Source organism: Rhizobium atlanticum (assembly GCF_030182485.1).
Taxonomy (GTDB): Bacteria; Pseudomonadota; Alphaproteobacteria; order Rhizobiales; family Rhizobiaceae; genus Rhizobium.
On record NZ_JAQJCJ010000027.1, the window covers coordinates 19,402 to 38,745 of the forward strand.

The following is a 19,344-nucleotide window of genomic DNA, read 5'->3' on the forward strand; positions in this document are numbered from 1 at the left end:
ATGAATTTTCCAGCAGGCATGAATATTTATTCTGCACTGAACGGATAACCGATAAAGGCCTAAAGCATAGGGAGGAGCAATGGTGGCGCTCGATATCAATGAACACAGGCTTTCGTCCGGTGCGTGGCTGGGCAAGCTCAAGGGAGCTACCGGCCCGCTCGTGGGTCTGCTCGCGCTATGCATCTTTCTGAGCTTCAGCACGGACACGTTTCTATCGGTTCGAAACGGCCTGAACATTCTCGACCAGATCACCGTTCTCGGCATTATGGCGGTCGGCATGACGTTCGTCATCCTGATCGGCGGCATCGATCTCTCCGTCGGCTCGGCACTCGCCCTGGCGATGATGGTCATGGGCTGGACCGCAAACGTCGCCGGCCTGCCCCTGCCCGTCGGCATCGCCTTTGCGCTGATCGCCTCGGCTGTTTGCGGACTGATCGTCGGACTTCTGGTGACGCAGTTCAGGGTTCCGGCCTTTATCGCCACTCTGGCAATGATGTCGGCCGCCCGCGGCGTTGCCAACATGATCACCGACGGCCAGCAAATCGTCGGCTTCCCCGACTGGTTCATGATGCTGGCGATCGATCGCCACTTTGGCGTCATGACTGCCACAGTCTTTCTTATGCTTGCGGTTGTTCTGGCGGCATGGCTTTTCCTGCACTTCCGGTCCGAAGGTCGCATGCTCTATGCCGTGGGCGGAAACCCCGAGGTTGCGCGCCTGGCCGGCATCAATGTTCCGCTTGTAACGATCAGCGTCTATGTCGTGAGTGCGGTCCTTGCGGGACTTGCAGGCGTCGTGCTCGCAGCCCGGCTCGATTCCGTCCAGCCCTCCAGCGGCCTCGGCTATGAGCTCGACACCATCGCCGCAGTCGTTATCGGCGGGACGTCGCTCTCCGGCGGTACGGGCGGCATCGGAGGAACTCTGATCGGCGTTCTCATCATCGGAGTGCTGCGCAACGGTCTCAATCTTCTCAACGTCTCACCGTTTCTTCAGCAGGTGATCATCGGCATCGTCATCGTGCTTGCGGTCGGCGCTGAAACCATTCGTCGGCGTCGAGCCTGACGAGCAGGCTCCGCCGCTTTGGCGGACCCGGAATTCCGCCCTGAAAGATCGGGGCGGATCAATAACCCGAGGGGGAGGACATACCCGAGGGTGCCATTAACAACGGAGGAACTACAATGAAAATAGCGCGCACCATGCTCGCATCTGCCGCACTGCTCGGTCTCATGCTTGGTCCGGTACACGCGGCGGAACTGAAGAAGCTCGGCCTCGCCGTCGCCAACCTGCAGGCAAACTTCTTCAACCAGATCAAGCAATCGGTCGAGGCCGAAGCCAAGAAGCGCGGCATCGAGGTCATTACGGTCGACGCCAAGGGCGACGGGCCGACACAGGTCAACCAGATCCAGGATCTTCTGACCCAGAAAATCGACGCGCTGATCTACATTCCGGCAGGTGCGGCCGCTGCGAGCGTTCCGGTCAAGCTCGCCAAGAATGCCGGCATCCCGGTGGTTAACGTTGACCGCAACGCGGAGGGGGCCCCGGGCGACACATTCCTCGCAACGGATTCCGTCGCCTCAGCCAAGGCCGTCTGCGACTATATCCTGAAGGAAGCCGGCGGCAAGGGGAAGATGGTCATCATTCATGGCCAGAAGGGCACGACCCCGGAAGTCGATCGCTCGAAGGGCTGCGGTGAATCTCTTAAGGCCAACCCGGATGTGAAGGTCGTCGCCGAGCAGTACTCCAACATCTGGAGCCAGGATGAAGGCTTCCAGATCATGCAGAACATGCTGCAGGCCAACCCGGACGTTTCGATCGTATTCGCTCAGGCTGATGCTCTTGCACTCGGCGCCGCCCAGGCGATCAAGGTCGCGAAACCTTCCCAGAAGATCGTGGTTGGCGGCTTCGACGGCGACACCGCAGCGCTCGAAGCCCTCAGCAAGGGCGTCTTCGACGTTACGGCCACTCAGCAGACACAGAAGATGGGCCGCGACGCCGTTGAAAATGCCGCCAAGCTTGTCGCCGGCGAGAAGGTACCCCCGGTCCAGCTCATGGATGCCACGCTGACAACCAAGGAAAACGTCGCAGGCTTCATCGCCAACCATCCCTGATAAAGCCGAGGTCTTGAGGAGGTGTGCCATGACTGATCCCGTTCTCTCCCTGAGGGGCATATCCAAGTGGTATGGGCCGCTCCAAGTGCTGAAGAATGTCAGCCTGGACGTCTGTCCCGGCGAAGTGGTTGCTCTTCTGGGTGAAAACGGAGCAGGCAAGTCCACGCTGTCGGGCATCATAGCCGGTTCCCGCACGCCGTCCGAAGGATCGATGACATGGCTGGGGCAGCCCTATGCCCCGGCCAATCCCAGGGAGGCGATCGACAAGGGCATTGTCCTGATCCACCAGGAACTGCAGCTTCTGCCACAACTCTCGATCGCCGAAAACGTCTTCATCGGACGCTGGCCGATGAAAAACGGCGTCGTCGATCGTGCCCAGATGGTTCGCCGCGCCCAGGACCAGCTTGCTCGCTTGAACCTTCACATACCGGCAACGCGGAAGGTCGCCGGCCTTTCCACGGCAAATCAGCAACTCATCGAGATCGCCAAGGCGCTGGCGCTCAACGCAAAGCTGCTGATCCTCGATGAGCCGACAGCCGCCCTGGGCGGCGCAGAGACGGAAGCTCTGTTCGAACAGGTTCGCAAGCTTCGGTCGGAAGGCGTGGGCATCGTCTACATTTCCCACCGTATGGAAGAGATCAAGAAGATCACCGACCGCATCGTCGTTCTTCGCGACGGCGAGCGGGTGCAGGAATTCGCAGATAGCGCCACCCCGGTGCGAACCATTGTCGAGAGCATGGTCGGACGCCCGCTTGACCGCCTGTTCCCCACCCTGCCCGTTCCGACAGATCGCCCGGTGCTTCAAGTCTCCGGCCTGAGCTCGCCGGACGACTCGTTCCGTCACGTTACCTTCGAGGTGCGGGCCGGCGAAATTCTCGGCATCGCCGGGCTGGTCGGCGCCGGCCGCACCGAACTGGTGCGTGCCATTTCGGGCGCAGATCCGATCAGCGCCGGTTCGATCAAACTGGAAGGCGAGGAACTGAGCCTGCGCGATCCCGCGGACGCGATCGCGAGGGGTATCGTGATGGTTCCCGAAGACCGCAAGGAGCAAGGCCTCGTCGTCGGGCACCGGATCAGCGAGAACATCGTCTACGCCAATCTCGACAAACTGGGCGGCGGCTGGATCACACCGCGCATCAAGCGCTCCTTTGCGGAAAAGGCCGTCGCCAAGTTCGGCGTCAAGGGCCGTGCCGAGCAATACGCCTCGGACCTATCAGGCGGCAATCAGCAGAAGGTCGTGATCGCCAAGTGGCTCATGCGCGATCCGAAGGTCGTCGTGCTCGACGAACCGACGAGAGGCATTGATGTCGGCGCCCGCGCCGGCATCTACGACATTATCGTCAATCTTGCCAAACAGGGCGTGGCGGTCATCGTTGTAAGCTCGGACCTCGAGGAAGTGCTCGGCGTCTCCAATCGCATTCTCGTGCTCGCACAAGGCAAGCAAGCAGGGATCCTCGATCGTGACCAGGCGAATGACGTTTCGGTCATGGAGCTCGCTACCATCTAAAGCAATTCCAGCAAAAGTGTGCAGCGGTTTTGCGTCAGGAATTGCGTGAAAACAAAACAACAGAGAAAGGAAGAGCGGTGTCCGACATCACTCTGAACGCCCCGAAGCTTTTCGATCTCAGCGGCCAGGTTGCCATCGTCACCGGCGCCGGCAGCGGCATCGGGCAGCGCATTGCCATGGGCCTTGCCCAATGCGGCGCCGACGTGGCCCTGCTCGACCGCCGGACCGACGACGGACTGGCGAGGACAGCCGAATATATCCGCGCCGCCGGCTGCCGCTCGATCGAGATCGCGGCTGACGTCACGAGCAAATCCTCCCTTGCAGATGCCGTCGCACGCACCGAAGCCGATCTCGGCACCCTGACGCTTGCCGTCAACGCTGCCGGCATCGCCAACGCCAACCCGGCGGAGGAGATGGAGGAGGATCAATATCAGACGCTGATGGATATCAACCTCAAGGGCATATTCCTGTCCTGCCAGGCCGAAGCCCGCGCAATGTTGAAGAATGGGCGCGGCTCCATTGTCAACATCGCCTCCATGTCCGGCGTCATCGTCAACCGGGGGCTGAGCCAGGCGCATTACAACGCCTCCAAGGCGGGCGTCATCCATATGTCGAAGTCCCTGGCCATGGAATGGGTCGGCCGCGGCATCCGCGTCAACACCATCTCCCCCGGATACACCGCAACGCCGATGAACACCCGTCCTGAGATGGTCCACCAGACCAAGCTCTTCGAAGAGCAGACGCCGATGCAGCGCATGGCAACCGTCGACGAAATGGTAGGTCCGGCGGTGTTCCTTCTGTCGAATGCAGCAAGTTTCGTGACCGGCGTCGATCTTCTCGTCGATGGCGGTTTCTGCTGCTGGTGATGAGATGAGAAGCCGGCAGCTGGACAATGAACGGTCTCGCTCCCTCCTTGGCTGAGACCGAGGCGCTAAAGGGACCAACGGGCACGACGGCGTGCGATATCGTCGTCTGCCCGCCCTTCACGCCGGACAGCCGCGGGCCGCGCCCAGATTTGCTGTTATGTCAGGATACGAGGAAAGAGCATGAAACGCTTCGAAAACAAGACTGTCGTCATTACCGGAGGCAGCCGCGGCATCGGCGCTGCCATCGCCAAACGCTTTGCCCGCGAAGGCGCCAATCTCGTCGTCTCGGCAAATGAGGACTTGGTCCATGGCGTTGCCGAAGGGATCAGATCCGAAGGCGGCAAGGCGATCTCCTTCATCGGTGACGTTACCGACAAGGCGAGCGTCATCGCGCTCTACGATGCCGCCGAAAAGGAATTCGGCACCGTCGACGTCTCTATCCAGAACGCAGGCGTCATCACTATCGCCCGCGTCGAGGATCTGACCGAAAACGAGTGGGACAAGGTCATGGCCGTCAACACCAAGGGCGTTTTCCTCTGCGCCCAGGAGGCCATTGCAAGAATGCGCAAGCACAAGCGCGGAGGCCGGATCATCAACACCGCCTCCGGCCAGGCCCGCGACGGTTTCATCTTCACGCCGCACTACGCCGCCTCGAAAATGGGCGTCGTTGGCATCACCCAAAGCCTCGCCAAGGAAGTCGCGACCGATAACATCACCGTCAACGCCTTCTGCCCCGGCATCATCGAGACCGACATGTGGGCCTACAACGACCAGGCCTGGGGCAAGCTGCTCGGCAATTACGGCCCGGGCGAGCTGATGAAGGAATGGGTCGAGGGCATCCCGATGAAACGCGCCGGCTCCGGCGAGGACGTCGCCGGCCTGGTGACCTTCCTCGCCAGCGACGACGCCGCTTACATCACCGGCCAGACGATCAATGTCGATGGCGGGTTGATCATGTCGTAGGCGGGCTGGGAAGGCATTGAAGCTGGAACCTGAAGCAGCCATATACCTTTCGCTTGCCGCCGACGCTCCTCGCCCCCTCATCTGCCCTGACGGGCATCTTCTCCCCGCTCGGGAGAAGAGGGAGCAAGGCGCCGCCACGAGTCCCTTCTCCCCTCGGGGAGAAGATGCCGGCAGGCAGATGAGGGGGCCACACGGCACGCCCTTCATTGCCTGGCTTCGCGGAGCGCCAGCGAAGACAAAATGAACGCCCCTCACCCAATTACGTCCGGCTGATCGACACCCCACCATCCGCCAACATCGCCGTCCCCGTCACGAAGCTAGACAGGTCGGACGCCAAGAAGAGCGCCGCATTGGCGATCTCTTCTGGCAGCGCCATGCGTTTCAACGCATGAAGCCCATTGACGAAGGCGAGCAGTTCCGCGGTGGCATCGGGCGCGTTAGTGATGCTGGCAGGCGTATCGGTCCCACCAGGCAGCAGCGCGTTGACGCGGATTTTGCGGGACGCGAGTTCAACGGCCAGCACCTGCACGAGACCAATTAAGCCGGCCTTGCTCGCCGCATAGGCGCCCATGCCGGGAATGCCGGCAGTGTAGCCGACGAAGGTGGAGGTGAAGATCAGCGAACCGCCGCCCTCTCCCATCGCCGCCGACTGGTGCTTGGCGCCGAGGAAGGCGGCCGTCAGATTGGTCTCGATCGTCTCGCGCCAGCCCTCCAGTGACACTCCTCCGACCGGCCCCATCTCGCCGAGTCCACCGGCATTGTTGAAGGCGATATCGAGCGTACCGAACCGCGAAACCGCTGTTTCGGCCAGCCTTGCTTGCAGCGCCTCGTCCCTGACGTCGCCGGCAATGGCGACAGCCTCACCGCCCTCTGCCTCGATCTCGGCGACGACGGCATCGAGCGCCTCCTGCCGCCGGCCGTTGATTACCAGTCTCGCGCCTTGGCGTGCAAAAACCTTCGCGGCCGCATGGCCGATGCCCGAGCTTGCGCCGGTGATGATCGCGGTTTTGTCGGTCAGAAGTGTCATGTCCGTTTCTCCTCAGTTGTCGAGGCATCCCAGATCTCAGACATCAGTCGATGCAGCCACCCGTTTCCCGCGCGCAAAGGCAAAACTCGCGAATGCGGATGGTCTTGATCAGCGATCAGTTTCGCAACCGGATTGGGAAGGAAATTATACTGGCCACATCGGATTCGCGAGCTAGATCGGCATTTGACGCAAGTTCCATATAGTCGCCTGCCGTAACGTCAGCGTCATTGTGCGCTGCATCATCGATTTATCCCAGGGTGTGACATTCATTCGATTCCCTTCATTTATCATCCCGACTAAGAAGGAGCGCACAGGTAAAGGGAATCTCTTCATGTCGCGGTCACGCAATACCGAGGGCGCCATCTATATGAGCATGGCGATGGCCGGCTTTTCCGCGAGCGACGCACTCTCCAAATCGGTGATCGCCCATATGAATGCGGGCGAGATCATGTTCCTGCGCGGCCTTTTCACAAGCCTGCTCGTCTACCTGATCGCGAGGAAAATGGGCGCGCTGCGCTCCTGGCGCGTCGTGCTGAAGCCGATGATCATTCTCCGCATCATCTGCGAGATGCTCTCTGCCGTCACCTATATCACCGCGCTCGGCATGATGCCGATCGCCAATGCCTCAGCGATCCTGCAGTCACTGCCGCTGGTCGTCACCTTCGGCGCCGCGCTCTTCTTCAAGGAGCCTGTCGGCTGGCGGCGCTGGTCGGCGATCATCGTCGGCCTCGTTGGCGTGATGATCATTATCCGCCCCGGCCCCGAAGGGTTCACCGCGGCCGCCCTCCTCTGCGTCGGTGCGGTCATGACGACGGCCGGCCGCGATCTCGCCACCCGCTCGATCGATCCGGAGATTCCATCGTTGATGATCACCGTCATCACCGCGACCTCCATCTCCTTCTTCGGCGCGCTTCTCATTCCTGTGCTCGGCGGCTGGCAGCCGGTCAGCGTGACTTCCCTTGGACACCTCCTTCTCGCCTCAGTGCTGGTACTCGTCGGCTATCAGTCCGTGATCCTCGCCATGCGCACCGGGGAAATTTCCTTCGTCGCGCCCTTTCGTTATACCAGCCTGATCTTCTCCTCGCTGCTCGGCTTTTTCTTCTTCGCTGAAGTGCCTGACAGCTGGACACTCCTCGGTGCCGCAATCGTCATCGCTTCCGGCCTCTATACGTTCTATCGTGAAGCCAAGCGCCGCGTGCCCCCGATCGCGCAGGAATCGGCGCCGCGCTCACCGGTTTGAGGCAGGATAATGGCTGAACTCCCGCTCGACAGATCCGACATAGCAGGCGTCGTGCTGGCCGGCGGCCGCTCGCAACGCATGGGCCGCGACAAGGCGGAGGTGATGCTCGGAACCGAGAGCCTGCTTCGCCATGTGCTGCTCCGTCTCTCGCAGCAGGTCATCTCAGTTGCTGTCAACGCTGACGCAGTCGCCGAGGACGTGGCCGCGGTTCCCGACCGCATTCCTGGCAAGGCCGGGCCGATGGCCGGCATTCACGCGGCCATGGTCTACGGCGCTGGCCTTCCGGCGATTTCCCATGTCGTAACCGTCTCTGTGGATTGCCCGTTCTTTCCCATCGATCTCGTCGCCCGTCTGGCCGCAGCCCTGGAGCGCCCGTCGCAGATCGCCATTGCCGCCTCAGAGGGCCGCAGCCATCCGGTCTTCGGTCTCTGGCCGGTGACACTGGCCGCCGATCTGGAAGCCTGGATCGCTACCGACGAGAAACGCCGCGTGCGCGACTTCCTGTTGCGGCATGACGTTACGGAAGTGGCATTTCCGCTGCATCCGACCCGCGCCAGCCTGCTCGACCCCTTCTTCAACATCAACACGCCTGACGATCTCATCGAGGCGCAACGCTGGCTGGAGGCCCTGCGCACATGACCGCACCGAAAATCTTCGGCATCGCCGGCTGGAAGAACTCAGGCAAAACCGGACTTGCCGTCCGGCTGGTGACGGAGTTCACCCGCCGCGGCTACCGGATCTCGACGATCAAGCATGCCCATCATGATTTCGACATCGACAAGGTCGGAGCCGACAGCTACCGTCACCGCCAGGCCGGCGCTCATGAGGTCACCATCGTCTCCGGCACTCGTTACGCCATCATGCATGAGCTCCGCGGCGCGCCCGAACCCGAGTTCAAGGAAATCCTCGCGCGGCTTGTCCCTTGCGATCTCGTTCTGATCGAAGGCTATAAGCGCGAGCCGATCCCGAAGATCGAGGCGCGACGCCTGGAGGCCGCCAATCGCGAGCCGCTGGCGCCGACCGATCCTCATATCTGCGCGATCGCCGCCGATCACGCCGTAGCGGATACGTCCCTGCCGGTCTTCGATCTAGACAACACAGGCGCCATCGCCGATTTCATCGCGGCTGTCGTCGGCCTTGGACAGGTTAGCGCCTGAAGCGCCTGCATTGCGGCCAGGTCTCAAAATCGGAGGCGCGGCGCTTGCCATTGCCTTGGTAATTTCCTTGGCGAGTTGAGCCTGATTGTAGGGCTTTCCCAATCGCGGAAGATCAATGTCCGTGCCGGCAGGAAGATCGGCATAACCTGTCGCCAGAACGATCGGCAGGTGCGGGTACAGGCCCCGCACCGACAGGGCGAGCTGCGCGCCCGTCATGCCGGGCATCGAATAATCGGTGATCATCAAGTCGAAATGCTCACCGCTCCTGATGAGCTCGAGCGCCTCGGAGCCGGAATTTGCTTCGACGACCTCGTGGCCGAGATCTTCCAGCATGTCGACCGAACTCATCGCGATTAGCGCATCGTCATCGACCAAAAGAATCCTCAGTCTCGACGCGGCTTGAGGTGCAGGCAATTCATCGACCGGCCGCTCGGGGCACATTCCGGTCGCCGGAAGCCACAATTCCGCGGTCGTTCCCACCCCAACTTCACTTTTCAGAACAAGAGCGCCGTTGAGCTGGACGGCAAGCCCGTGGATCATCGACAGGCCAAGACCTGTCCCCTTTCCCAGCTCCTTGGTCGAAAAAAACGGATCGACCGCCTTCTTCAGCGTGTCCGCATCCATACCGATGCCGCTATCGGCGACCGCAAGCACAAGATAGCTGCCCTCGCCGACATCGCGATCATTACCTATAACCTGTTCCTCGCGCAGGGATATGCACAGCGTGCCTCCTTCCGGCATCGCATCACGGGCATTGACCGCAAGGTTGAGCAGCGCCAGTTCCAGCTGGTTCGCATCGGCGAGCGCCGGCGGCAACGCAGCCGGCAGCATGGTCTCGATGCTGACCGAGGGGCCGACCGAGCGCCGCAGCAGGTCGTTCATCCCCAAAACCAGTTCGGCGAGATGGACGGGCTTGACCTGCAAATCCTGCTGTCTTGCAAAAGCCAGCAATCGCTGCGTCAGCGCCGCTCCCCGCCGTGCGCCCTGCAGTGCACCCTCGACCAGACGCGTCGCCTTGGCATCTCCGGCGACATGCTTTCCCAGCAGCTCCAGATTTCCAAGAACGACCATCAGCAGGTTGTTGAAATCATGGGCGACGCCGCCCGTGAGTTGGCCGATTGCCTCCATTTTCTGGGATTGGCGAAGCTGCTCCTCGGCGCGCTCACGCTGGGCAACCTCCTCGATCAGGGTCTGATGGGCAGCGTTGACCTCCCTCGTCCGTTCCCTGACGCGTTCTTCGAGATTTTCGTTGAGCCGTCTCAGATTTTCCTCGGCGGTCTTGCGAGCCGTGGTGTCGGAGCAGACGCCGACGAGCTTCTTAGCGGAACCATATCTGTCGGCATAGAGCTGCGCGTGGACCTCTGTCCAATGCAAGGATCCATCCGGCCAAATCGTCCTGTGCTCGATCGAATAGTCCCGCCCGGTGTCGATCGTCTGGCGCAGGCTTGCCTGCACCAGATCCCGGTCCTCGGGATGAATGCTTGCGATCAGATCGTCGTAAGTCACTTCATCGTCTGGATCTCGGCCGAAAATTGCCTTGCATGTCGCCGAGACTGACAAGGCCGTCGAGGACAGTTCCAGCTCCCATGCCCCGAGACGACCCGCGGCGAGCGCGGTCTGCAGCCGCCGCTCTCCCTCGCCGAGGGCCTCGAGCTGCGCGCGCGCTTCGTACTGGCGCTGACGTCCCTTCAGGGCGGTCCGGGCGACGCTGATGAAGGACGTTGCATGGAACGGCCTTTCGAGGAAGGTGACGTTGCCGAGTACCTCGGAAAGCCTGGCTGCACCCGGATTTCGCTCAGGCCCGCCACCTCGCGTGGTGAGGACTATGAACGGCAGGTCCGACCAGCTCGGCTGGGCCGAAACCCAGGCGGCGATCGCCTTCAGATCGCTTGAGCGAACCGCTTCTTCCGTCAGAACGCCGAACGCGATGTCATCGCTCAGTGACGCGGCGAACATGGAGAGGTCGGCCGCGGCAATCGATGCCAGTCCGGCCTCTTCGATCAGCGAAATAGCCACCCAGGCGTCACGCCCGGCCGGGGCGTAGATCAGTGCTTTCGGTTTGCCGGAATTAGGAATTGCCGCTATCCCCACCATCGCTCGACAGGAGCGGCGCCGAAGTGCCGATGAATTCAGGCACGCCGCGAAGCACGCCCTGGAACCCGATGAGGGGCTCTCCAAGCGTCAGCCCGGAAGCGTCGATGCGGTACTCCCGGATGGTATCTTCGTGAAAGCCGGTCCGCTTCTTGATCACCGAAACGGCCCGCCGTACCTTTCCCGCAGCCTCGAAGTAGCGCAGAAGAATGACGGTATCGGCGAGATACGTAACGTCGACAGGTGCCTTCATGTCACCAACCAGCCCATGTTGGGCGACGGTCAGAAAGGTGTTGGCGCCACGCCTGTTCAGATATTGCAGCAGCTCATGCATGTGAAGGATCAGCGAGTTCTCATCCGGCATTGACGACTGATATCCGTTGATACTGTCGATGATGACTGTTTTTGCTCCCGATTTGTCGACGCAGTCGCGCACCCGGTGGGCGAATTCGCCCGGCGACAGTTCGGCGGCATCGAGCTGTTCGATGTGGATTTGATCCGCATCCCTCATCGCTTCGAGATCGATTCCGAGCGCCTTCAGGCGCGCAAATAGCAAGCCGAGCTCCTCGTCGAAGATGAAGGCGGCCGCCTTCTCGCCCCGTGCGACCGCCGCCGCCAGGAACTGAAACGAAAACGTGCTTTTGCCTGTGCCGGAAGGACCGAGAATAAGCGTGCTGGAACCTCGTTCAAGGCCGCCCCCAAGAAGAAGGTCCAGCTTTGGGATATTGCAGGAAATCTGATCACGGAGGTACGTCGATCTGTGTTCGGCGGCAACAAGACGGGGAAACACCATGACGCCGCCGGTCTGGATGATGAAATCGTGATAACCGCCCCGGAAGGCTTGTCCGCGATATTTTATGATCCTGAGACGTCGGCGCTCGGAGCCGTAGCTCGGCGCCAGTTCCTCGAGATGGATGACGCCGTGAACGACGCTGTGCACCGTCTTGTCGAGCACGTCGGAGGTGAGATCGTCGAGCAGAAGGACCGTCGCGCCCCGTCGGGCAAAATAATGTTTGAGCGCCAGGATCTGGCGACGGTAGCGGAGCGAGCTTTGTGCAAGCAGCCTTATCTCGGAAAGGCTGTCGAGAACCACGCGACGAGGATTGACCCGCTCGAAAGCGGCAAAAATCTCCTTTGTCGTCTCCCCAAGTTCGAGATCCGACGAATAAAGGAGGCTCTGCTGCTGATCGGCATCAAGCAGGCTTTCCGGCGGCACGACCTCGAAGACCTCGATATTGCCGTCGATCACCATCCCATGCGACGCGGCGCCGGCCCGTAATTCGCTCTCCGTTTCCGAAAGTGTGATGTAGAGCCCCTGCTCGCCGAGTCGTGCGCCTTCGATCAGGAACTGCAGGGCAATGGTGGTTTTGCCCGCTCCCGGATTCCCTTCCAGTAGAAACACGTGACCCGTGGAAAGTCCGCCCGCCAGAATTTTGTCTAAACCGGACACTCCAGTCCGAGCTTTCGTGGCAGGCACAGCAGTATTCATTCATTGTTTCCTTCAGTTTTTATTTGAAGTAGCGGCGACCGATAGAATGTCAAATCAGCCGCGCAGTCCCATTTGCCGCGGCTTCAAAGAGCTATGGAAGTCCGTTTGGGAAGGTCGTCGGCGCTGATCTGCATGCCTGGGCGGTCGGCCGGGAAACAGGCCTCTATCGCCGAAGGCGAAGGGCATCCACGACCAGCGCGAAAGCCGCCGAAGCATGCCTGCGGCTCGGATAGTAGAGATGGTAGCCGGGAAATGGTGGGCACCAGTCTTCTAGCACGCGCGTGAGCCGGCCGCTGGCAACATGCAGTTCCACGGCATCCTCCGGCATATAGGCCAGCCCCGCTCCGGCCAGTGCCGCATTCAGCCGCAGCCCAATATTGTTGAACACCAGCTGTCCTTCGACACGAACCTTCAGTTCGTGTCCTTCCTTCTCGAACTCCCACGCATAGATGCCGCCATAGGTCGGCAGGCGCAGGTTGATGCAGTTGTGGTCCATAAGATCCTGCGGCCTGGACGGTTTCGGACGTCGTTCGAAATAAGCGGGAGCGCCGACCACGGCCATGCGCATGTCGGGACCGATGCGCACCGCGATCATGTCCTTCGCCACCTGTTCCCCCAGCCGCACGCCCGCATCGTAACGTTCGGCGACGATGTCGGTCAGGCCGTAATCGACGATGATCTCGAGATTGATGTCGGGATAGTCGGGCAGGAGTTTTTCCAGGACGGGCCAGAGCACCGTCTCCGCCGCATGCTCGCCGGCATTGATGCGGATGGTACCGGCCGGCTTTTCCCGAAACGCGCTGAGGGCTGCGAGTTCGGTCTCGATCTCGTCCACTCGCGGACCGATGGTGGCGAGCAGGCGCTGGCCGGCCTCGGTCGGCGAGACGCTGCGCGTCGTGCGCGCCAGCAATCGCAGCCCTAGCCGCTCTTCGAGTCCCCGAATGGCGTGGCTGAGCGCCGATTGCGATACGCCCAGCTTCCCCGCCGCCTTCGTGAAACTCTGTGCACGGGCAACGGCAAGAAAGACGATGAGATCATCAATGGTCGGGCGCGGCATTTATGAAACTTTCTCATAGGTCCTTGCCGCTGATACCATCTAATCCAACCTAAAGCCACTCGCTACCTATCCTGGAACGCGGACGATCCTGTCCGGGCCCAGACACAGGAAACACCCTCATGGAAATCAAACGAAACGGTTCGCAGCCATCGGCCAAGGGGCCGAAAGACTGGTTTACCGGCACGGTGCGTATCGACCCTCTGTTTTCCGTCACCGATCCCGCTCGCGCCGCCGGCGCCAGCGTCACGTTCGAACCCGGCGCCCGCACCGCCTGGCACACCCATCCGCTCGGCCAGACGCTGATCGTCACGGCAGGCTGCGGCCGCGTCCAGCGTGAAGGCGGCCCCATCGAAGAGATCCGCCCCGGAGACGTGGTCTCGTTCGCTCCAGGCGAGCGGCATTGGCACGGCGCCGCGCCAACGACCGCGATGACCCACATCGCCATCCAGGAACAGCTCGAAGGCAAGGTCGTCGACTGGATGGGGCATGTCACCGACAGCGAATATCGAGGCTGAAAGGAAAGGGCTATACGGTTGCGTCAACGTGGAAACAGCGGACTCAAGTCTCGGACATCGGTCCCGGCTGCATGGGGCTGAGTTATGGTAATGGGCCGGCGACGTATCCAGGATGCCGTCGCACTGATCCGGCGGACAATCGAACGCGGCGTGACATTCTTCGACACCGCCGAAGCCTATGGCCTCTACAACAACGAATCCGCAGAGCGAATATTCGCTCTGGTGGCGCGAAGCTGAGCAGGACATCCTGCCGGTGCTCGAAGAACTCGGCACCGGCTTCATTCCGTTTAGCCCACTCGGCAAGTGCTTCCTCACCGGCGCAATCAGCGAGGCGGCTACTACATTCGACAGCAAGGATTTCCGCAATATCGTGCCGCGCTTTTCGCAGGAAGCACGGAAGGCCAACCAGGCCTCGTCAATCTGCTTACGGACATCGCCGCGCGTAAGCGCGCCACCTCCGCTCAGGGGCGCTCGCGTGGCTGCTGGCCCAGAAGCCCTGGATCGTACCGACCCCCGGTACCACCAAGCTGCATCGCCTGGAGGAGAACATCGGGGCAGCGCAGCTCAACCTGACTGCCGGGGATCTCGGCAGCCTCGAAAGTGACCCTCGCCACGATGATCGTTAGAAGCGGCCGTTATCAACCGCGGCCGCTTCTCCATCGTTCACGTCATTTCCTTGGCGCCGGGGCATTCTCCTGAAACGCCGGTATCGCTTCGAGCTTCGCAACGATGTCCGCAATACCAGGCCATTGGGCGAGATCGAAGCCCAAGCGCCGGGCACTGATTGCCTGCGGGAAGAGGAAAATATCGGCAAGACCAGGCCGATCGCCGATTGCGAAGGCACCATGCCTGCGGCCAGCGATCATCCTCTCGACGGCGCCCATCCCTTCGCCGATCCAGTGCCGGCTCCAGGCTGTGATGGCATCTGCATCCGCCTGGAAGGCGGTCTTGAGATGCAGGCCGATCCGCGGCGGCAGTAGCGCGTGGATCTCGGCGGCAATCGCAAGCGCGATCGACCTGGCCTGCGCCCTGTCTTCGGCGGTCTCAGGCATCAGAGGCGGCTCAGGCTGAATCTCGTCGAGATATTCGACGATCGCCAGCGACTGGGTGATGAGCGCGCCGCTATCCGTCAGCAAAGCCGGCACCAGCCCCTGAGGGTTGACGCTGCGATATCCATCCTGCCGGCTCTCGGCCTCTTCGCCGAGGATCGAGACCGGCAGTGCTTCGGCCGTCAGTCCCTTCAGGGCGAGCGCGATCCGGACCCTCGATGTGGCCGAAGAAATTTCATTCTGGTAGAGTTTCACTGTCTTTCTCCCTATTGATCCGAGGAGGCTGCGGACGCCGCCGCGACGAGGCTCGCCAGCGGCGAAGGCTCGCGCGAACTCACCTCATAAACGCAGGGCGCGGCGAAGACCGCAGCTCCCAGAATGCAGATGATCATCAATCTCATCAAATCCTCCATCATGAGGCCGACCGGCAATCCCTGTGCGTCAGGCAACGGTCACTTCGACGTGGATATTGCCGCGCGTCGCCTTCGAATAGGGGCAGGTCCGGTGCGCCTCATCCACCAGCGCCTTTGCCACATCCGCTTCGGTGCCAGGTAGACTGACCTTGAGACGGGCCTGCAGGAAATAGTCGCCATCGGTTGTGCCGAGATCGACCTCGGCATACACGGCGGTCTCTGCCGGCACCTTGACCTTCAATTTGCCGGCGGCAATGCCGATCGCGCCGATAAAACAGGCAGACCAGCCGGCTGCGAAAAGCTGTTCGGGATTGGTGCCGGGCCGGGCGCTGCCGGGAGGCGAGAGCCTGATGTCCAGCTCTCCGTCATCGCTCTGCGAGGCGCCGTCGCGTCCGCCGGTGGTGCGGGTCCTGCCGGTATAAAGAACCTTGTCGATCTTGGTCACGGAAACACTCCTTGTTGCGTCGCTTCATGCGACTGGCCGCTACCGCGGCCGGGTTGACGGAGTGTGGTTTGACGGATCGATATATCCGGCATGTTTCCGGAATCGGCCGAAATGTCACAAAACGTAGCATCCGGCGTCCAGGACATTTTCCCGTACAATCCATTCCGATAATTTCAACTTCACCGAATGGTGACTTCGGCCGCCAGTCCGCCACCCGAGCGATTGTAGAGCTTCAGAGAACCGCCGATCTTGGCCGTCAGTTGCTGGGCGATTGCCAGCCCGAGACCTGTGCCGCCCGTCTCCCGGTTGCGGGATTGCTCGAGCCGGAAGAAGGGCTGCATCGCGGCTTCGAGCATATCGTCCGGAATGCCGGGTCCGCGATCCATAACGCTGATGACGACGGAATTGTCAGCGCCTTGCTCGACGCTGATCTCGGCGGCGCCGGCAAACTTCAAGGCATTGTCGATGAAATTCGACAGGATACGGCGAAGGGCGTGCGGCCTGGTGAAGGCGGCGCCTTCAACCAGACCGACGACCGTAACGGTCTTTCCAGTGTCCTGATAGTCGTAGGCTATACTGTCGATGAACGAGGCGAGATCGATGCGGGCGTTCTTCTCTCCGCTGCCGTGGGCGCTGCGCGCATAGGCGATGCCGTCCTGGACGAGACGCTGGATCTCGGCGAGATCATGCACCAGCTTGTCCTTCTCAGGTGAATCCTCCGCCATGTCGGCGCGCAGCCGCATGCGGGTGATCGGCGTCTGCAGATCATGCGAGATCGCCGCCAGTATCTGCACCCGCTCCTCGAGATAATGGGCGATCCTCTCCCGCATCGCATTGAATGCTCTTGCCGCATGCGCCACCTCGCTCGGCCCCGCCTCGCTCAAAGCCTGACCGTCCTTATCAGGATCGAGCGCATCGGCAGCAGCGGCGAGCTCGCCGAGCGGCCGAATCGCCTGGCGGACCGCAAACCAGGTGCAGAGAATGAGCAGCGCCATCTGGATCACGAAAACATAAGGCAGCCATGCGGCGATCGGCATCACGCCTCTCGGTGTGACATCGATCGTCAGAGGAGTTCCGTCGCTCAGCGTAAGATGCGCCTGCAGCCGGCTCACCTCACCCGGAATCCGTTCGACGCGGATTGGAAAGCGATGCCCGGCGGCCGCCTCTATCTTTCCTGCGATCTCCCTCGCCTTGCTGGAGCTGTCGGGCGCACCGGCAAGGCCAGTCCCAAGTTCGAAACGGTAGTTGCCGCGGCTCAGCCAGTCCAGAAGGTCGCCGCGCTCACTTGCCGGAAGCCGATCGAGAACGGCAATCGATGTCGCGACGTCGTTCTCCAGCGTGCCGAGCATCACCGCCTTGGCCGACATGTAGCGCTCCATGTAGAGAACACTGAAGGAGAGCCCATAGGCGAAGGCCAAACCGATCAAAAGAATGAGAAATATCCGCGATCGCAGAGTTCTCGGCCACGTTAGGTTCGCCAGGATGGGAATATCGGCTCTCATCGGCGCGGCTCAGAAATTTCGACCGGAACCGAGAAGACATAACCTTCGCTGCGCACCGTCTTGATATAGGTCGCCTCGCGCGCATCGTCCCCCAGGCGCTGCCGCAGACGGCTGACAAGAAGATCGATCGAGCGATCGAAGAGTTCGGCGTCGCGGCCCTGCGTCAGGCTCAGAAGCTGGTCGCGGTTGAGCACGCGCTGCGGATGGTCGATGAAGACACGAAGCAGGCGGTATTCGGCACCGCTCAAGGCAATCGCGGTCCCTTCCTTGTCGAGAAGGTGACGTGCGACCGTGTCGAGCCGCCAGTCGCCGAAGGTCAGCAATTGACCAGCCTCACTGATCTGCAGGTTGGGCGGCAGCATGCGGGTACGCCGCAGCACCGCCTTGATGCGGGCAAGAAGCTCGCGCGCGGCAAAGGGCTTGGCGAGATAATCGTCGGCGCCCATCTCCAGCCCGAGGATTTTGTCCATCTCGTCCGTACGGGCCGTCAGCATCAGGATTGGTATCGCCTTGTGCCGGCCGGCGCGCAGTTCCCGTGACAACACCAGCCCATCGTCGCCGGGCATCATAACATCGAGCACGATCAGGTCGACGGCATTCGCTTCCAGAAAACTGCGCATCTGCCGCCCGTCCGCGGCAATGCTGGTCCTGAGGCCATTCTTCTGCAGATAGCCCGAGACCAGCTCGCGGATTTCACGATCGTCGTCGACGATCAGGATGTGATCGACATGATCCATATTGCCTATTCCTCACGATTGCGGCCGCGCCCGCCGCCTCGCTCTTATCGAAGTGCCAGATGCGACCTACGCATATTCCGCCCGCGCGAGCAACGAAGCTTTGCCGCCAATCAGAAGCGGTCGACGTCGATGACCGCCTGGGCGAAAGCCTGCGGCGCCTCCTGCGGCAGATTGTGGCCGATGCCGCCACCGATCGTGCGATGTTCGTACCTCCCGGAAAATTTTCCGGCGTAGGCGGAAGGTTCCGGATGCGGCGCACCGTTTGCATCGCCTTCCATGGTGATCGTCGGCACCGAAATCATCGGCAGAGCGGCAAGCTTCTTCTCATAGGCATCATATTTCGCCTCGCCTTCGACAAGCCCCAGGCGCCAGCGGTAATTGTGGATGACGATATCCACATGGTCAGGATTATCGAAGGCGGCAGCGGATCTGTCGAAGGTCGCATCGTCGAAATTCCACTTCGGCGACGCCGTTTGCCAGATGAGCTTTGCAAAGTCGTGTGTATTGCTCTGATAGCCCAGGCGGCCGCGTTCGGTGGCGAAGTAGAACTGGTACCACCAGGCAAGTTCCGCCTTCGGCGGCAGCGGCTTCTTGTTGGCCTCCTGGCTGCCGATCAGGTAGCCGCTCACCGATACCATCGCCTTGCAGCGCTCGGGCCACAGCGCGGCCATGATATTGGCGGTCCGTCCGCCCCAGTCGTAACCGGCAATGACAGCCTTTTCGATCTTGAGCGCATCGAGCAGGGCGATCATGTCGGCGGCAAGCGCCGAAGGCTGGCCGTTGCGCGGTGTCTTGTCATCGAGGAAGCGGGTCGTGCCGTAGCCACGCAGATAAGGCACGATCACCCTGTAGCCGGCCGAGGCAAGCAGCGGCGCGACATCGACGAAACTGTAAATATCGTAGGGCCAGCCATGAAGCAGCAGCACGACCGGACCATCCGCCTTTCCAGCCTCGGCATAGCCGATATCGAGCACATCGGTTCTGACCTGCTTCAGCGCTTCGAACGACGTATTGGTCCCGGCCTTTACGCCAGGCAGCGCTGCGCTGCTAGACTGCGGCTGTTGGGCTGCGACCGCTCCGGCCACGCCGAATTCGACGGCTGCAAGTGCGATTGCCGTCATGCCGAAGAAACGGCGGCGGTGATGATTGATTTGCTCTGACATCGGTCTCTCCTGTCGAA

19 protein-coding genes and 1 pseudogene are annotated in these 19,344 nt (G+C 61.4%); 10 read left to right on the top strand and 10 right to left on the bottom strand.

What is annotated here, in order from left to right; all coding sequences use genetic code 11:
* The first annotated feature begins 79 nt into the window (after nucleotides 1-79).
* The 5 genes from PH551_RS28700 to PH551_RS28720 all read left to right on the top strand — a co-directional run bounded on the left by PH551_RS28700 (nucleotide 80) and on the right by PH551_RS28720 (nucleotide 5,442).
* A complete protein-coding gene (locus tag PH551_RS28700; protein WP_085778400.1) occupies nucleotides 80-1,060 on the top strand; it encodes an ABC transporter permease in 981 nt (326 codons plus the stop codon).
* Nucleotides 1,061-1,176: 116 nt separating this feature from the next.
* A complete protein-coding gene (locus PH551_RS28705) occupies nucleotides 1,177-2,106 on the top strand; it encodes a sugar ABC transporter substrate-binding protein (protein WP_085778401.1) in 930 nt (309 codons plus the stop codon).
* Nucleotides 2,107-2,134: 28 nt separating this feature from the next.
* A complete protein-coding gene (locus PH551_RS28710; RefSeq protein ID WP_085778402.1) occupies nucleotides 2,135-3,613 on the top strand; it encodes a sugar ABC transporter ATP-binding protein in 1,479 nt (492 codons plus the stop codon).
* Nucleotides 3,614-3,690: 77 nt separating this feature from the next.
* A complete protein-coding gene (locus PH551_RS28715) occupies nucleotides 3,691-4,479 on the top strand; it encodes an SDR family oxidoreductase (protein ID WP_085778403.1) in 789 nt (262 codons plus the stop codon).
* Between the two features lie 180 nt (nucleotides 4,480-4,659).
* Complete coding sequence (locus PH551_RS28720) at nucleotides 4,660-5,442, top strand: glucose 1-dehydrogenase (RefSeq protein ID WP_097601475.1); 783 nt, start codon at nucleotides 4,660-4,662, stop codon at nucleotides 5,440-5,442.
* A gap of 259 nt (nucleotides 5,443-5,701) precedes the next feature.
* Here the strand turns inward: PH551_RS28720 and PH551_RS28725 are convergent, their stop codons facing one another.
* Nucleotides 5,702-6,469 (bottom strand): SDR family oxidoreductase, encoded by a 768-nt coding sequence (locus PH551_RS28725; protein WP_285196040.1) that lies wholly within the window; start codon nucleotides 6,467-6,469, stop codon nucleotides 5,702-5,704.
* 331 nt (nucleotides 6,470-6,800) lie between these two features.
* Here PH551_RS28725 and PH551_RS28730 point away from each other — a divergent pair, with 331 nt between their 5' ends.
* From PH551_RS28730 to mobB, 3 genes are read left to right on the top strand one after another with little or no spacing between them, the layout of a single operon-like run.
* Nucleotides 6,801-7,709, top strand: coding sequence for a DMT family transporter (locus PH551_RS28730; protein WP_285196041.1), 909 nt, complete (start codon nucleotides 6,801-6,803; stop codon nucleotides 7,707-7,709).
* A gap of 9 nt (nucleotides 7,710-7,718) precedes the next feature.
* Nucleotides 7,719-8,348, top strand: a complete 630-nt coding sequence (gene mobA / locus PH551_RS28735; RefSeq protein WP_285196042.1) for a molybdenum cofactor guanylyltransferase MobA — start codon at nucleotides 7,719-7,721, stop codon at nucleotides 8,346-8,348.
* On the top strand, nucleotides 8,345-8,866 hold the full coding sequence (mobB, locus tag PH551_RS28740; protein ID WP_285196043.1) for a molybdopterin-guanine dinucleotide biosynthesis protein B: 522 nt from the start codon (nucleotides 8,345-8,347) through the stop codon (nucleotides 8,864-8,866). The genes mobA and mobB overlap by 4 nt, the downstream gene beginning before the upstream one ends.
* Here the strand turns inward: mobB and PH551_RS28745 are convergent.
* From PH551_RS28745 to PH551_RS28755, 3 genes are all read right to left on the bottom strand, one after another.
* The gene (locus PH551_RS28745) at nucleotides 8,798-10,960 is read right to left on the bottom strand and encodes a PAS domain-containing hybrid sensor histidine kinase/response regulator (protein ID WP_285196045.1); all 2,163 of its coding nucleotides are present in this window, start codon (nucleotides 10,958-10,960) and stop codon (nucleotides 8,798-8,800) included. The genes mobB and PH551_RS28745 overlap by 69 nt on opposite strands.
* Nucleotides 10,935-12,446 carry an ATPase domain-containing protein gene (locus PH551_RS28750; protein WP_285196046.1) on the bottom strand — a complete coding sequence of 504 codons (1,512 nt, stop codon included), beginning with the start codon at nucleotides 12,444-12,446 and terminating at the stop codon, nucleotides 10,935-10,937. The genes PH551_RS28745 and PH551_RS28750 overlap by 26 nt, the downstream gene beginning before the upstream one ends.
* Nucleotides 12,447-12,609: 163 nt before the next feature.
* A complete protein-coding gene (locus PH551_RS28755; protein ID WP_285196047.1) occupies nucleotides 12,610-13,503 on the bottom strand; it encodes a LysR family transcriptional regulator in 894 nt (297 codons plus the stop codon).
* Nucleotides 13,504-13,622: 119 nt separating this feature from the next.
* Here PH551_RS28755 and PH551_RS28760 point away from each other — a divergent pair, with 119 nt between their 5' ends.
* Both PH551_RS28760 and PH551_RS28765 read left to right on the top strand, forming a co-directional pair.
* Entirely contained in the window at nucleotides 13,623-14,018 is a 396-nt protein-coding gene (locus tag PH551_RS28760; RefSeq protein ID WP_285196048.1) for a (R)-mandelonitrile lyase, read from the top strand.
* A 12-nt stretch (nucleotides 14,019-14,030) separates the two neighbouring features.
* A pseudogene (locus PH551_RS28765) lies at nucleotides 14,031-14,717 on the top strand (aldo/keto reductase).
* On the opposite strand, the gene maiA reads toward PH551_RS28765, so the two are convergent.
* From maiA to PH551_RS28795, 6 genes are all read right to left on the bottom strand, one after another.
* Nucleotides 14,687-15,322: a maleylacetoacetate isomerase gene (maiA, locus tag PH551_RS28770; protein ID WP_085778410.1), complete on the bottom strand. Its 636-nt coding sequence runs from the start codon at nucleotides 15,320-15,322 to the stop codon at nucleotides 14,687-14,689. The pseudogene PH551_RS28765 and the gene maiA overlap by 31 nt on opposite strands.
* Before the next feature lie 11 nt (nucleotides 15,323-15,333).
* Complete coding sequence (locus tag PH551_RS28775; protein WP_285196049.1) at nucleotides 15,334-15,468, bottom strand: hypothetical protein; 135 nt, start codon at nucleotides 15,466-15,468, stop codon at nucleotides 15,334-15,336.
* Between the two features lie 40 nt (nucleotides 15,469-15,508).
* On the bottom strand, nucleotides 15,509-15,925 hold the full coding sequence (locus PH551_RS28780; protein ID WP_285196050.1) for an organic hydroperoxide resistance protein: 417 nt from the start codon (nucleotides 15,923-15,925) through the stop codon (nucleotides 15,509-15,511).
* A 179-nt stretch (nucleotides 15,926-16,104) separates the two neighbouring features.
* Entirely contained in the window at nucleotides 16,105-17,427 is a 1,323-nt protein-coding gene (locus PH551_RS28785) for an ATP-binding protein (protein WP_285196051.1), read from the bottom strand.
* On the bottom strand, nucleotides 17,424-18,164 hold the full coding sequence (locus PH551_RS28790) for a response regulator (RefSeq protein WP_285196052.1): 741 nt from the start codon (nucleotides 18,162-18,164) through the stop codon (nucleotides 17,424-17,426). Before PH551_RS28790 ends, PH551_RS28785 begins: the two co-directional genes overlap by 4 nt.
* A gap of 110 nt (nucleotides 18,165-18,274) precedes the next feature.
* Nucleotides 18,275-19,327, bottom strand: a complete 1,053-nt coding sequence (locus PH551_RS28795) for an alpha/beta fold hydrolase (protein WP_285196053.1) — start codon at nucleotides 19,325-19,327, stop codon at nucleotides 18,275-18,277.
* Between the last annotated feature and the right edge of the window lie 17 nt (nucleotides 19,328-19,344).

Bases quoted from the DNA above. Each gene is read 5' to 3' on its own strand.
- PH551_RS28725 (WP_285196040.1), bottom strand. From the start codon at position 6,469: ATGACACTTCTGACCGACAAAACCGCGATCATCACCGGCGCAAGCTCG.
- PH551_RS28700 (WP_085778400.1), top strand. From the start codon at position 80: ATGGTGGCGCTCGATATCAATGAACACAGGCTTTCGTCCGGTGCGTGG.
- PH551_RS28745 (WP_285196045.1), bottom strand. From the start codon at position 10,960: ATGGTGGGGATAGCGGCAATTCCTAATTCCGGCAAACCGAAAGCACTG.
- PH551_RS28775 (WP_285196049.1), bottom strand. From the start codon at position 15,468: ATGAGATTGATGATCATCTGCATTCTGGGAGCTGCGGTCTTCGCCGCG.
- PH551_RS28755 (WP_285196047.1), bottom strand. From the start codon at position 13,503: ATGCCGCGCCCGACCATTGATGATCTCATCGTCTTTCTTGCCGTTGCC.
- PH551_RS28795 (WP_285196053.1), bottom strand. From the start codon at position 19,327: ATGTCAGAGCAAATCAATCATCACCGCCGCCGTTTCTTCGGCATGACG.
- PH551_RS28790 (WP_285196052.1), bottom strand. From the start codon at position 18,164: ATGGATCATGTCGATCACATCCTGATCGTCGACGACGATCGTGAAATC.
- PH551_RS28730 (WP_285196041.1), top strand. From the start codon at position 6,801: ATGTCGCGGTCACGCAATACCGAGGGCGCCATCTATATGAGCATGGCG.
- PH551_RS28785 (WP_285196051.1), bottom strand. From the start codon at position 17,427: ATGAGAGCCGATATTCCCATCCTGGCGAACCTAACGTGGCCGAGAACT.
- PH551_RS28720 (WP_097601475.1), top strand. From the start codon at position 4,660: ATGAAACGCTTCGAAAACAAGACTGTCGTCATTACCGGAGGCAGCCGC.
- PH551_RS28705 (WP_085778401.1), top strand. From the start codon at position 1,177: ATGAAAATAGCGCGCACCATGCTCGCATCTGCCGCACTGCTCGGTCTC.
- mobB (WP_285196043.1), top strand. From the start codon at position 8,345: ATGACCGCACCGAAAATCTTCGGCATCGCCGGCTGGAAGAACTCAGGC.
- mobA (WP_285196042.1), top strand. From the start codon at position 7,719: ATGGCTGAACTCCCGCTCGACAGATCCGACATAGCAGGCGTCGTGCTG.
- PH551_RS28750 (WP_285196046.1), bottom strand. From the start codon at position 12,446: ATGAATACTGCTGTGCCTGCCACGAAAGCTCGGACTGGAGTGTCCGGT.
- PH551_RS28760 (WP_285196048.1), top strand. From the start codon at position 13,623: ATGGAAATCAAACGAAACGGTTCGCAGCCATCGGCCAAGGGGCCGAAA.
- PH551_RS28710 (WP_085778402.1), top strand. From the start codon at position 2,135: ATGACTGATCCCGTTCTCTCCCTGAGGGGCATATCCAAGTGGTATGGG.